9 protein-coding genes and 2 pseudogenes are annotated in these 12,083 nt (G+C 69.6%); 6 read left to right on the top strand and 5 right to left on the bottom strand.

Annotated features, from left to right (window positions below; genetic code table 11):
- Nucleotides 1-60: 60 nt before the first annotated feature.
- A pseudogene (locus M2437_RS04010) lies at nucleotides 61-3,460 on the top strand (GAF domain-containing protein).
- An 86-nt stretch (nucleotides 3,461-3,546) separates the two neighbouring features.
- Here M2437_RS04010 and M2437_RS04005 read toward each other — a convergent pair.
- Nucleotides 3,547-4,782: an amidase gene (locus tag M2437_RS04005; protein ID WP_253389428.1), complete on the bottom strand. Its 1,236-nt coding sequence runs from the start codon at nucleotides 4,780-4,782 to the stop codon at nucleotides 3,547-3,549.
- Between the two features lie 113 nt (nucleotides 4,783-4,895).
- Here M2437_RS04005 and M2437_RS04000 point away from each other — a divergent pair, with 113 nt between their 5' ends.
- The 4 genes from M2437_RS04000 (at nucleotide 4,896) to M2437_RS03985 (ending at nucleotide 8,594) form a co-directional block, all read left to right on the top strand.
- Nucleotides 4,896-5,885, top strand: coding sequence for an extensin-like domain-containing protein (locus M2437_RS04000; RefSeq protein WP_012252628.1), 990 nt, complete (start codon nucleotides 4,896-4,898; stop codon nucleotides 5,883-5,885).
- Between the two features lie 180 nt (nucleotides 5,886-6,065).
- The gene (locus M2437_RS03995) at nucleotides 6,066-6,533 is read left to right on the top strand and encodes a hypothetical protein (protein ID WP_015821371.1); all 468 of its coding nucleotides are present in this window, start codon (nucleotides 6,066-6,068) and stop codon (nucleotides 6,531-6,533) included.
- Nucleotides 6,534-6,632: 99 nt separating this feature from the next.
- A complete protein-coding gene (locus M2437_RS03990) occupies nucleotides 6,633-7,310 on the top strand; it encodes a ribonuclease T2 family protein (RefSeq protein WP_253389427.1) in 678 nt (225 codons plus the stop codon).
- 477 nt (nucleotides 7,311-7,787) lie between these two features.
- The gene (locus M2437_RS03985) at nucleotides 7,788-8,594 is read left to right on the top strand and encodes a 23S rRNA (adenine(2030)-N(6))-methyltransferase RlmJ (protein ID WP_253389426.1); all 807 of its coding nucleotides are present in this window, start codon (nucleotides 7,788-7,790) and stop codon (nucleotides 8,592-8,594) included.
- 16 nt (nucleotides 8,595-8,610) lie between these two features.
- On the opposite strand, the pseudogene M2437_RS03980 reads toward M2437_RS03985, so the two are convergent.
- The 3 genes and pseudogenes from M2437_RS03980 to M2437_RS03970 all read right to left on the bottom strand — a co-directional run bounded on the left by M2437_RS03980 (nucleotide 8,611) and on the right by M2437_RS03970 (nucleotide 10,665).
- Nucleotides 8,611-8,881 (bottom strand): annotated as a pseudogene (locus M2437_RS03980) (DUF6894 family protein).
- Nucleotides 8,882-8,895: 14 nt separating this feature from the next.
- Nucleotides 8,896-9,126: a hypothetical protein gene (locus M2437_RS03975; RefSeq protein WP_003605384.1), complete on the bottom strand. Its 231-nt coding sequence runs from the start codon at nucleotides 9,124-9,126 to the stop codon at nucleotides 8,896-8,898.
- Between the two features lie 105 nt (nucleotides 9,127-9,231).
- Nucleotides 9,232-10,665, bottom strand: a complete 1,434-nt coding sequence (locus tag M2437_RS03970) for an FAD-linked oxidase C-terminal domain-containing protein (RefSeq protein WP_056463393.1) — start codon at nucleotides 10,663-10,665, stop codon at nucleotides 9,232-9,234.
- A gap of 315 nt (nucleotides 10,666-10,980) precedes the next feature.
- Between M2437_RS03970 and M2437_RS03965 the strand changes: the two genes are divergently transcribed.
- Entirely contained in the window at nucleotides 10,981-11,343 is a 363-nt protein-coding gene (locus M2437_RS03965) for a c-type cytochrome (protein WP_003605380.1), read from the top strand.
- A 96-nt stretch (nucleotides 11,344-11,439) separates the two neighbouring features.
- On the opposite strand, the gene M2437_RS03960 is transcribed toward M2437_RS03965, so the two are convergent.
- Nucleotides 11,440-11,925, bottom strand: a complete 486-nt coding sequence (locus tag M2437_RS03960) for a MarR family winged helix-turn-helix transcriptional regulator (RefSeq protein WP_003605378.1) — start codon at nucleotides 11,923-11,925, stop codon at nucleotides 11,440-11,442.
- Nucleotides 11,926-12,083 lie beyond the last annotated feature (158 nt).

The raw sequence follows: 12,083 nt of genomic DNA, 5'->3' as shown, positions 1-12,083 counted from the left end.
TTTACAAAATCGACAACCTGCCGATTAGGTGATGCCCATCGAGCCGCAGCAGGGCGCAGGATGGGCCAAAGAACAGACCCGCCCGGGTGGCCGCCGAATCGCGAGGCAACGGCGCAACGGATCCTTGAATTCGATTGGGCCGAAGCGGCGCTTCGGGCGAGCGAAGAGAAGTACCGGACCCTGTTCCAGACCATGGGGCAGGGTTTCTGCGAACTCGAATTCGTGCGCGACGAGCAGGGCCGGGCCGTCGATTTCCGCTACATCGAGCTGAATCCCGCCTTCGAGCGGCTGGTCGGCCTGCCGGCCGCGGAGGCACGCGGGCGGACGGGACGCGAAGTGGTGCCCGACCTCGATCTCTGGTGGGTCGAGACCTACGACCGCATCGCCGCGACGGGCCTGCCGGCGCGGCTGGAGCACACGGACACGCCGATGGGGCGCTGGTTCGAGGTCTCCGTCTACCCGCAGGCGAACGACCGCCTGCTGATCCTCTACGACGACGTCACCGAGCGCAAAGTCGCCGAGACGGCCCTGCGCGATCGCGAGGAGCGGCAGGCCTTCCTCCTGGCGCTGAGCGATGCGGTGCGCTCGCTGACCGATCCGGAGGCGATCCAGAGCGCGGCATGCCGGCTCGTGGGCGAGCGGCTGGATGTGGACCGGTGCTACTACGCGACCGCCGACGAAGCCGCCGGGATTATCCGGATCGCGTGGGACCACGTTCGCGGCGATGCGCCCTCGATCGCCGGCGAGCACAGGCTCGCGGACTTCGAATGGTCCGCCGAGATCCTCCGCCGCGGGGAGTGCCACGTCCTTGCCGACACACAGGCCTCGGTTCCGGAGGCGAGCCGTCCCGCCTTCGCCGCCCTGCAGATCGGCGCCTGCATGGGCACACCACTCATCAAGAACGGCAACCTGGTCGGCGCGCTCTGGGTCACCCACTCGACCCCACGCGATTGGACTGGGGCCGACCTGGGATTGCTGCGGGAGGTGGCCGAGCGGATCTGGTCGGCGGTCGAGCGCGGCCGGGCGGAGGCGGACATCCGGCGCAAGAACGCCGTGCTCGAAGGGATCAATCGCATCTTCCGTGAGGCGCTGACCGCCCCCACGGAAGAGGAACTCGGCCGCGTCTGCCTCGCGGTCGCCGAGGATGTGACGCAGAGCGCCTTCAGCTTCATGGGGGAGGTCGATCACGAGAACGACCGGTTCGACGAACTCTCCATCAGCGATCGCGGCTGGCAGCACTTCGCGATGGAGAACTCCGCTTTTTCCAAGGGCGTCGGCCCGAAAGGGCTCAAGATCCACGGTCTCTACGGCCGCGTGCTGCGCGACGGGAAAAGCCTCATCGCCAACGATCCCGGCTCGCACCCGGACCGGATCGGGACACCGGCGGGCCACCCGAGCCTGCAGGCCTTTCTCGGCGTCCCGCTGAAGCGGAACGGACAGACCATCGGCATGATCGGGCTCGGCAACCGCGCGGGCGGATACCGGTCGGAGGATCTCGAGGCCGCCGAGGCCCTCGCCCCGGCCATCCTCCAGGCCCTGCTGAGCAAGCGCACGGCCGACACCCTGCGCGAGAGCGAGGAGCGCTTCCGGACCCTCGCCGAACTCGTGCCGAGCCTGCTCTGGAACTGCGATCCCGAGGGCAAGGTCATCGTCGTGAACCAGCAATGGGGCGCCTATACCGGCCAGACGCAGGAGGAGGTCCAGAACGGCGGGTTGGCTGGCCACCATCCCGACCGACGAGAGGGAGGAGACGAAGCGCATCTTCACGGAAGCCTTCACCACCGGCCGGCCGGTAGAGCGGCAGCAGCGCATCCGCCGCCGCGACGGCCCCTTTCGGTGGTTCCTGATCCGCCACGCCCCGGCGCGGGACGCGGAAGGGCGGATCACGCGCTGGATCGGCGCCGCCACGGACATCCACGACCAGCACATCGCCGCCCAGAGCCTGCGGGCGGAGGAGGCACGGCAGGCCTTCCTTCTCGACCTCGCCGACCGGCTTCAGGACCAGACCGACCCGCAGGCCGCCCTTCAGACCGTAGTCGAGGCGCTGGGGCGCCATCTGGGCGCCGGACGGGTCGGCTACGCGCGCCTCTCCGCGGACGGGAAGCAGATCGAGCGGCAGGTCGGCTATCACGCCGAGTCCGAGGCTCGGCTCGGCCCCCTGCCCATCACGGCCTTCGGCCGGGCGGTTCTCGATCGGCTGCGGAACGGCGAGACGATCATCGTGGACGATGCCGCGGCCGTCGCGGCCCCCGGCGTCTGGCAACAGGGCGCCGTCGGTAGCTTCGTGGCGGTGCCGCTGGTCCGCGACGGCCGGGTCCGTACCGTCCTCTACCTGACCCATCGTCAGCCCCGGACGTGGACGCGCTCCGAGACGACCCTGATCGAGGAGGTGGCCGCGCGGACCTGGGAGGCGGCCGAGCGGGCGCAGGCCGAAACGGAGCTGCGCACGAGCGAAGCCCGGCAGCGCGCCCTGGTCGAAGGCATCCCCCAACTCGTCTGGCGGGCGGGCGATGGCGGCGCGTGGAGCTGGGCGAGCCCGCAATGGTGCCGCTACACCGGCCAGACCGAGGCCGAGAGCCGCGGCTTCGGCTGGCTCGACGCGGTTCATCCCGAGGATCGCGACCGGGCCCAGAATGCCTGGAGCGGCGCCGCCGCGGCCGAGGTGCTGGCCGTCGATTACCGAATCCGTCACGCCCCCGAGGGCCGCTATCGCTGGTTCCAGTCGCGGGCCCTGCCGCTGCGCGAGGGCAGCGACATCGTCGAGTGGCTGGGCACCTCGACCGACATCGACGACCTGCGGCAGCTGCAGGAGCAGCAGGGCGTGATGGTGGCCGAGTTGCAGCACCGCACGCGCAACCTCATCACGGTGGTGCGCTCGCTGGCCGAGCAGACCATGGCCCGAAGCGATTCCATGCCGATGTTCCGCGCGCGGTTCTACGACCGGCTCGCGGTGCTCTCGCGGGTGCAGGGCCTGCTCTCCCGCTCGACCATCGAGCCGATCACCCTGCACGCCCTCATCGCCACGGAGCTCGACGCCCTCGGTGCCTGGGAGGCGTCCGACCGCATCTATCTCGACGGCCCGTCCGTACGGCTGCGCAAGGCGACGGTGCAGACCTTCGCGCTGGCCCTGCACGAACTCGCCACCAACGCCCGCAAATACGGCGCGCTTTCCGGAGACACGGGGCGGCTGAGCGTGACGTGGCGCACCTATACCGAGGACGACCGGATGCGGCTCGCCCTGCATTGGAGCGAGACGGAGATCGAGCGCCCGCGCGAGGAGGGCGCCGCGCAACGGCGCGGCTACGGGCGCGAGCTGATCGAGAAGGCGCTGCCCTACGCCCTCGACGCGCGCACGCGCTACGAACTGAGCGAGACCGCTCTGCACTGCTCGATCGACCTGCCGCTCACGGAACGGCGCAAGGCGGCGCGTCAAACCAAGGACCGAGAGACGCCGGCCTGACGCACGGGGTCGGCTACGGCTCTGGCGAGGCCCCATTTTCCGTTCGGCCCTGAGCGCCGCAGGACAAAGCCGCTCGGGACAAGGCTCTATGCCCGCGCCAGCGCCCCCTCGATCATCCGCGCGACGGCGAGCGCCCGTCCGTCGTCGCCGAACCGGGCGATCACCTGCACGCCGAGCGGCAGCCCGTCGCCCGGCACCGGAACGGTGACGCAGGGTACGCCCATCAGGGTCCAGAGGCGGTTGAAGCGGGCATCCCCGGTCGAACCGAGCCCCTTGGGCGCGCGACCGACGCTCGACACCGTCAGGATCGCATCGACATCCGCGAACAGCTCCTTGAGCAGGCGGCGGGCCCGGTGCGCCTCGCGGCGGGCGGCGTCGTAATCGGCGGCGCTGAGATCCTGCGCCCGGTCGAGTTGGCCGCGCAGCACCGGCGGCAGGGCCCCCCGGTGTTCGGCATATTCCCAGGCGAGCGCTTGGCGCGCCTCAAAATCCTGCACGGTCGGGTGCGCGGCCCAGGCGCGTGCGAAGGGTTCCGGCAGGACGAGATCGCGCAGAACCGCTCCGGCCCGCTCGGCGGCACGGGCCGCGTGATCAAGCGCCGCGAGCGCGTCCGCATCGGCGCTCCCCGCGAAATCCTGAAGGCAGAGGGCGAGGCGCGGGTGCTCCGGGGCGGGCGCCTTGATGCCGCTCCGGTCCGCGATCAGCGCGAGCGCGTGGGCGATGTCGGCGACGGAAGCGCCGAACAGGCCGACCGTGTCGAGCGCCCAGGAGAAGGTCTTGACCCCGACCGTCGGCAGCAGCCGGAACGACGGCTTGATCGCCGCGATCCCGCAGAAGGCCGCCGGGCGGATCACCGAGCCGCCGGTCTGGGTGCCGAGCGCCAGGGGCAGCATCCCGGCGGCGACCGCCGCGGCCGAGCCCGAGGAGGAGCCGCCCGGCGTATGGCCGGGATCGTGCGGGTTCACGGTGGCGGCGGGGTCGAGACCGGCAAAGGCCGTGGTCGCGGTCTTGGCGAGGGGCACGGCGCCGAGCGCGCGCAGCCGCGACACGATCGCCGCGTCGGCCCTCGGTCGCCAGCCGGCATAGATTCCCGAGCCGGACTCCGTCGCCATGTCGGCGGTGTCGATGATGTCCTTGATCCCCACCGCGATGCCGGCGAGCGGCCCACGCGCAGGGACGGCCGTCGTTTCGGGCGCAAGGCGCAGCACGGCGCCGATGGCCGGGTCGCGCGCAGCGATCCGCTCGCGCGCCGTCTGAATCGCGTCCGCCGCCGAAAGGGTGCCGTCCGCGACACGGGCGCGGATGTCGAGAAGCGAGATCATGCCCATCCGAGTCACGGTCCGTGTCGAATCTGTCAACAGCGCTCCACATGGGGGCGGATCCGATCACGCATCGTTAGCGCCTCGTTTACGGGACGGTGCGCATCGTCGGGTCCATGTGGCGTAAAGCGTTAGCGTTCTCGGCTCTGGTGCTGTTCGGCGCGGGGCTCACGGGCTGTGCGATCAACCGGTTCGAGCGCCGGGAAGCATGGCGTGACCAAGCCGAACAGATGTGCATCGCGCGCAAGCTCGTGCAGCCGACGGCCTATGTCTCGCTCGCCAAGGAGATCGACGGCCCCGGCCCGTGCGGCATGCAGCAGCCGTTCAAGGTCACCCGGCTCGGTGGCGGCACGGTGGCGCTCAAGCAGCGCATGACGCTGGCCTGCCCGGCGCTCGCCGAGGCCGAGGCGTGGCTCGCCGATACGATCCAGCCCGCCGCCAACCTCTATTTCGGCGTGCCGGTGGCCGAGATCAACGCGGGCACCTATTCCTGCCGCGGCCGCAACAACCAAGCCGGTGCCAAGCTCTCCGAGCATTCGTTCGGCAATGCGCTCGACATCATGTCCTTCACGCTCGCCGACGGGCACGTCATCACCGTCAAGGGCGGCTGGCGCGGCACCGAGGCCGAGCAGGCCTTCCTGCGCGAGGTCTTCGTGGGGGCCTGTGCCCGGTTCTCGACCGTGCTGGCGCCGGGTTCCAACGTGTTCCACTACGACCACATCCACGTCGATCTAGCGATGCACGACCCGCGCGGCCTGAAGCGGATCTGCAAGCCGCTGCTCAAGTTCGAGTCGCAGCTCAACCTCGCCGACGGCTCGCCGCGGCCGCTGGCCTCGCCCCGCCCGCCCGCGCGCCAGACCGTCCCGACCCAGGCGCCGATCGACGTCGAAGAGGACGATCCCTACGGCGTCGCGCCGACCTCCTCGCGCACGACCGGCACGCGCGTCGCCCGCGCCCCGGCTGCCCCGGCGCCGACGGCCTATGCCGCCGCTCCGGCCCCGAGCCGGCCCCGCTCCCCGGTTCCGGCGCATGACGCGGCCTACGCGCCGCTGTCGCTGGCCGCGCCCCATGCCTCGGACCACGCTTCGGACGAGCCGATCTATTAATCCTTCAGGGGTGTGCCCGGCGCACCCCAGCCCGGACCAAAAGCGGCGCGCGCGCCCGGTCGAAGCTTGACTTGAGCCAAGCGCAGCGCATCGTCTTTCGCCCATCCGGTGCCCGCTGCGCCAAGCCCTGAACGGGCCTGCGTCGCGCCACGGCACCCTCAACTGGCGGATCTGAGCGGCATGCGCCCGAACCTTCCCCTCGCCGTCCTGGCGCTCGGCCTCGTCACGGCCTCGTCCGTGCTGCCGGCGCTCGCCCGCTCCGGCCGCGAGGAAATCTCGCCGGCCGAGGAGCAGACCTTCCCCTACGACGCCGACATTCCCGGCTGCCAGGACGCCGACGTTCTGGAGAAGGTCTCGACCCAGTTCGCCGAGAAGGAGGCGAAGTTCTGGAACTCGTCGCTGACGATCGTCTCCTACGAGCGGATCGAGCGCACGGCGTGGCGCCCCTACGGCGTCGACTTCATCCCGCGCCGCTTCTGCTCGGCCCTCGCCACCACGTCGGACGGGGTGCGGCGCAAGGTCGATTACTCGGTGCGCGAGAGCCTCGGCATCATCGGCTCGACCTGGGGCGTCGATTTCTGCGTCCACGGCCTCGACCGCAACAACGCCTACGCCTACGCCACCGCCTGCCGGATGGCGCGGCCCTGATCGGGGCGGGAAACAGGGAGCAGCGCGCGGATGCAAGCTTGACTTGCAGGCCGCGCCCGGCATCGTCCTGAGGCGTCCCGCCGCCCCCGAGTCCCGTCCATGCCCCGCCGCCTCCGCCCCCTCGTCGCCCTGGCCCTCGGGCTGACCCTGGCCTCCGGTGCGGGCGCGCAGGATTTCGGCGGGTTCCGCCGCGGCGGCGAGCCCGGTAGTTTCGACTTCTACGTGCTGTCGCTGTCGTGGTCGCCGACCTATTGCGACGGCGAGGGTGCGCGCCGTGACCGGAACGGGCAATGCGCCCCGGGCCGCGGACTCGGCTTCGTGGTGCACGGGCTGTGGCCGCAATACGAGCGCGGCTATCCCTCGAACTGCTCGGCGGTGGAGCGCCCGCTGACCCGCAACGCGGTCGAGGCTGCGGGCGATATCATGCCGAGCGAGGGGCTGGCCCGCCACGAGTGGCGCACCCACGGCACCTGCTCCGGCCTCGATCCCCTCGCCTATTTCAAGGCGGTGAAGACGGCGCGCGAGGCGATGACGATCCCCGAGGCCTTCACCAAGCCGGATGCGAGCCTGCGCGCCGCCCCGATCGAGATTGCCCGGCAGTTCGTGATGGCCAACAAGGGCCTGCGCCCGGACATGATGTCGGTGACCTGCCGCCGCGGGCAGTTGCAGGAGGTGCGGATCTGCTTCTCGAAGGATCTGCGCGGCTTCACCCCCTGCCCCGAGGTGGCGCGCCAGAACTGCCGGGCCGGCGAGGTGTCGGTCGACGCGGCGCGGTAAGGCGCGGACATTCCGTCGGATTGTGTGAAGCCCGAAGTCCACGGATTGTGGAATTCCGCAGAACGACATTATGTTGTGGGTGGAGACCGGCAGGTGGCAGACCGCCGGCCTCCTGTCAGACGATCCTGATCAGATCAGCGCGAGGTGGATGGCTAAGCGCCAACCATCTCGCGTTTTCGTCACGGTGATGCTGACCGCAATCGGGAAACCGATCACATTCTCTCACCTCCTTCCCGGTTCGCCTGCTCGCGATGGGCGGTGGCCGGCTGGCTCCACCGCAAGCCCCGCTGGCCACGGGGCCGTCGCAACCGGGAAGGTTCACGTCCGACACGACTACGTATGAGCGGTTGCACTTCCGCCCGTCAACGATGACGGCGCCGTGCCCTCAACTCAGCAAGCCTTCGACGTCGCCTCTCCTGATCCTGGACCCGCGCCCTGAACTACCGTCACGCCTTCCACGCCGGCAATTTCGCAGATGTGCTCAAGCACCTCGTGCTGACCCGCGTGCTCGTCCATCTCTGCGCCAAGGACAAACCGTTCCGCGCCATCGACACCCATGCGGGCCTCGGCGTCTACGACCTCGAAGCGGACGAGGCCGGGCGCACGGGCGAGTGGCACGATGGCTTCGGCCGGCTCGACGTGCCGTTCGCGCCCGAGGTCGAGGCCTTGCTCACGCCCTACCGCGAGGCGGTTGCCGCCGTGCGGGCGCGGTTTGGTGCCACCACCTATCCCGGTTCACCCGCGATCATCCGCGAAGCCCTGCGGGCCGGCGACAAGGGCGTCTTCGTGGAGTTGCATCCGGCCGACGCGCAGACGCTGGCCCAGCGCTACGCCAGCGATTCCCGCACGAAGGTGATGCATCTCGACGGCTGGACGGCGCTCAACGCCCTGATCCCGCCGCCGGAGCGCCGGGGCCTCGTGCTGATCGATCCGCCCTACGAGGAACGCGGCGAGATCGACCGTTTGGGTGCTCACTTGCTGAAGGCCGCGCGGAAATGGCCGACCGGGATCTATCTCGGCTGGTATCCGATCAAGGACGTGTCCGGGGTCGATCGCATGGCGGCCGCGCTCGATGCGGCGCTGGAGCGGCCCGCATTGCGCCTCGACCTGATGATCGAGCGGCCCGACGATCCGACCCGCCTGACCGGCACCGGCCTCGTGGTCATCAACCCGCCCTGGACCCTGGCGGCGGAAGCGGAACGGTTCATGCCGGCTCTCGCCGAGCGGCTTGCCCGCAGCGGCTACGGTGCCTTCCGCAGCGAGCGGCTCGGGCCGGCGGAGTAGAACACCCGCCTCGCCCTCAATGCAGCGTCCCCTCCCCCGGCTCGGGCTCGGCGCCCGGTTCGGGGATCGCCTCGGCAAAGGGGAATTCCAGGACGACATCCCCGGCCTCGTCGGTGGACGACGAGGATCGCTGTGACCAGCCGCGGGTCGCTTCCCTCTTCCTCCAGGCTGGCGCGGATTGTCGCCCGCGCCACACGCCAGGCCTGATCGGGATCGCGCAGCTCCACGCCCTCGTCGTCCGTGAGGGCGTCGGCGCCGATGCGGGTGTGGAAGAAGTAGCGTGGCACCGGGGAGGACAGCCTTACTTCGCGGAGCCCTGTTGCGGGCTCTGACCGCCGGACTTGTCCTTTTTGTTAGCCTCGTGGTGGCCGATGGCGCAACCGGCAGCGGCACCGGCCTTGCCGTGGCCAGCCATGCTGCCCGCCGCGCCGCCGACGACGGCGCCCTTGAGGCAGCCCTTGGCCTCGACCGGGCCGGCCAGAGCCGCCGCGCCGAGAGCGAGGGCGGCAGCGGTCAGAATCGGATGCTTCATCGCGTGAGCCTCTTGTTGGCGCATCGTCCCGGCGCGATCATCGCAGGCCGATGCGAAGCGGGTGAGACGCCAACCGGCCGCGACCGCATCCGTTCCGCGGGCCGGTCAGGCCGCGATCCGGCCCTCGAGCGGGAACACCTTGGCCGGGTTCATCAGCCAGGCCGGATCGAACACGTTGCGCACGCGCATCTGCTGTTCGAGGTCGTCCTGCGTGTACTGGAAGCGCATCAGCTCGCGCTTCTCGATCCCAACGCCGTGCTCGCCGGTGAGGCAACCGCCGACCTCGACGCAGAGCTTGAGGATCGCGTCGCCCGCCGCCTCAGCCTTCTGCAATTCGCCGGGCTTGTTGATGTCGAACAGGATCAGCGGGTGCAGGTTGCCGTCGCCGGCATGGAACACGTTGGCGACGCGAAGCCCCTGCTCGGCGCAGATCGCCTCGATCCGCTCCAGCACGTGGCCGAGCTGGCCGGTCGGGATCGTGCCGTCCATGCAGATATAGTCGGAGATGCGCCCGGTAGCGCCGAAGGCGGATTTCCGGCCCTTCCAGATCGCGGCGGATTCGGCTTCCGATTTCGAGACGCGGATGCTGGTCGGGTTGAACCCGGCGGCGATCGCCTCGATGCGGGCCAGCATGTCCGAGCACTCCTCGTCCGAGCCCTCCACCTCGATGATCAGCATCGCGGCGGCGTCGCGCGGGTAGCCGGCCTTGGCGAAGTCGTCGGTGATCAGGATCGCCTCGCGGTCCATGTACTCGATGGCGACCGGGATGATGCCCGCCGCGATGATCGCCGCGGTGCAGGCGCCGGCATCCTCGACCGAGGAGAAGCCGACTAGGGCCGGGCGCGCGCCTTCCGCGGCGCGCAGAATGCGCACGGTGGCCTCGGTGACGATGCCGAGCTGGCCTTCCGAGCCGCAGATCAGGCCGAGCAGGTCGTAGCCGCCGGAATCGAGATGCTCGCCGCCGAGCTCGACCACGGTCCCGTCGTTGGTCACGAGCGTGACGCCCATGAGGTTGTTGGTGGTCACGCCGTATTTCAGGCAATGCGCGCCGCCGGAATTCATGGCGATGTTGCCGGCGATGGTGCAGGCGAGCTGGCTCGACGGGTCGGGCGCGTAGAAGAAGCCCTCATGCGCCACCGCCCCGGAGATCGCGAGGTTGGTGATGCCGGCCTCGACCCGGGCGATGCGATTGGCGAAATCGAGATCGAGGATGCGCGTCATCTTGCCCACCCCGAGGATGATCGCATCCTCCTGGGCGATGGCACCGCCGGCCAGCGACGTGCCGGCGCCGCGCGGCACCACCCGCACGCCGTTGGCGTGGCAGAAGGCCATCACCGCCGAGACCTCGCGGGTCGTGGAGGGCAGCACCACTGCGAGCGGCATTTTGCGGTAGGCGGTGAGCCCGTCGGTCTCGAAGGCGCGGCGCTCGTCCTCCGTCGTCACCAGAGACTCCGGCGCCACCAGCGCGGACAGCCCCTCGATGATCGCCTCGCGGCGGGCGACGATATCCGCATCCGGCGCGGGGAAGGCGATCGACATGGCCGGCATCTCCTCCAGAGATTTGTTTTTTACGTCTTCGTTCCGGCGATCCACAGCGGCGTGCAGGGCCTTCAGCCCCGCTTCAGCCGCCGCAGTTCAGGTTCAGCCCGGACGACGTCGGACGCGCATTCTAACGGAAAGTCTCCTGGGACGCACGGCGGTTCCCGCCGACCCATGCAGCCACCGAAAGGACCGGAAGCGTCTTCGTGAAGTCACCTCGGCTGGACGCGTGCCCGGCATAGTCTATATCTGTTCTAAGGCTAAAAGCTCTGCCATAAGCAGGCCGGCTTCGGCCGTTCAAGGAGGAAAACAATGATGCGTCATCTCATCCTCGGCGCCGCCCTCGCGCTGCTGCTGCCTGTCGCCGCCCATGCCGAGGGCGATGCCGCCGCCGGCGAGAAGGCGTTCGCGCCATGCAAGGCCTGCCACAATTTCGAGAAGAACGGCGTCGGTCCGACCCTGAAGGGTGTCGTCGGCGCGAAGGCCGGTGAGGGTGCCGACGGTTACGCCTTCTCCGACGCGCTGAAGAAGTCCGGCCTCACCTGGGACGAAGCCAACCTCAAGGAGTGGCTTGCCGACCCGAAGAAGAAGGTGCCCGGCACCAAGATGGTCTTCCCCGGCATCAAGGACCCGAAGAAGGTCGACGACATCATCGCCTACCTCAAGACGAAGTCCTGAGGCCCCGCGCCTCCGAAATTCGATCGGACCAAACAGGAAAGCCGCCCCTCGGGGCGGCTTTCTTCGTTTCAAATCCTTGAGTGACCGGCGGGTGCGTCAGCGAGACGCGTTCGCCGCCGGCAATTCGGTGCTGCCGGCACGGGCATGCAGCTCGTCGCGCATGGAAGCGAGGTTGTCGAGGAGCGCGCGCCGCTCATCGAGGGTCATCCCGGTCATGCCGCCCACCGTGTGCGGCAGGCAGTCCATCTTGCCCTTGAGCCCACGCCCCTTGTCCGTGAGGAAGATGCTGACCTGGCGCTCGTCCGGCCGGTCGCGGGCGCGGCGGACATGGCCCGAGGCCTCCAAGCGCTTGAGCAGCGGCGTGAGTGTGCCGGAATCGAGGAAAAGGCGGCTGCCGATCTCCTTGACCGAGAGCCCCTCCTCCTCCCACAGCACCAGCAGTACGAGATATTGCGGGTAGGTCAGCTCGTGATGGGCCAAGAGGCTGCGATAGGCGCGACCGAAGGCATGCGCCGCCGCGTAGACGGCAAAGCAGAGTTGGCTGTCCAGGGATTGCGGGTCATCGCGGCCCGTTTGACTCATGACACTCTTCCTCGGTGCGCCCACGGCGCACTGGCGTTTCAAACCCGCAGACAGGTTCGGCACCGACGGATATGGGGACGGCGAGCCGCCTCCGCGAATCATTGGGCCGCCCCGCGATCCGCCGCCGCCATCGGATGAGAGGCCTGCGTGAAAAGGCA

It is taken from the genome of Methylorubrum pseudosasae (genome assembly GCF_029504475.1).
GTDB lineage: Bacteria > Pseudomonadota > Alphaproteobacteria > Rhizobiales > Beijerinckiaceae > Methylobacterium > Methylobacterium extorquens.
Note: the sequence above shows the minus strand (reverse complement) of the source record. Positions and strands in the feature narration are given on the sequence as shown.

Coding starts and splice junctions, on each gene's coding strand:
- M2437_RS04005 (WP_253389428.1), bottom strand. CDS start 4,782: ATGATCTCGCTTCTCGACATCCGCGCCCGTGTCGCGGACGGCACCCTT.
- M2437_RS04000 (WP_012252628.1), top strand. CDS start 4,896: ATGTGGCGTAAAGCGTTAGCGTTCTCGGCTCTGGTGCTGTTCGGCGCG.
- M2437_RS03995 (WP_015821371.1), top strand. CDS start 6,066: ATGCGCCCGAACCTTCCCCTCGCCGTCCTGGCGCTCGGCCTCGTCACG.
- M2437_RS03990 (WP_253389427.1), top strand. CDS start 6,633: ATGCCCCGCCGCCTCCGCCCCCTCGTCGCCCTGGCCCTCGGGCTGACC.
- M2437_RS03975 (WP_003605384.1), bottom strand. CDS start 9,126: ATGAAGCATCCGATTCTGACCGCTGCCGCCCTCGCTCTCGGCGCGGCG.
- M2437_RS03970 (WP_056463393.1), bottom strand. CDS start 10,665: ATGTCGATCGCCTTCCCCGCGCCGGATGCGGATATCGTCGCCCGCCGC.
- M2437_RS03965 (WP_003605380.1), top strand. CDS start 10,981: ATGCGTCATCTCATCCTCGGCGCCGCCCTCGCGCTGCTGCTGCCTGTC.
- M2437_RS03960 (WP_003605378.1), bottom strand. CDS start 11,925: ATGAGTCAAACGGGCCGCGATGACCCGCAATCCCTGGACAGCCAACTC.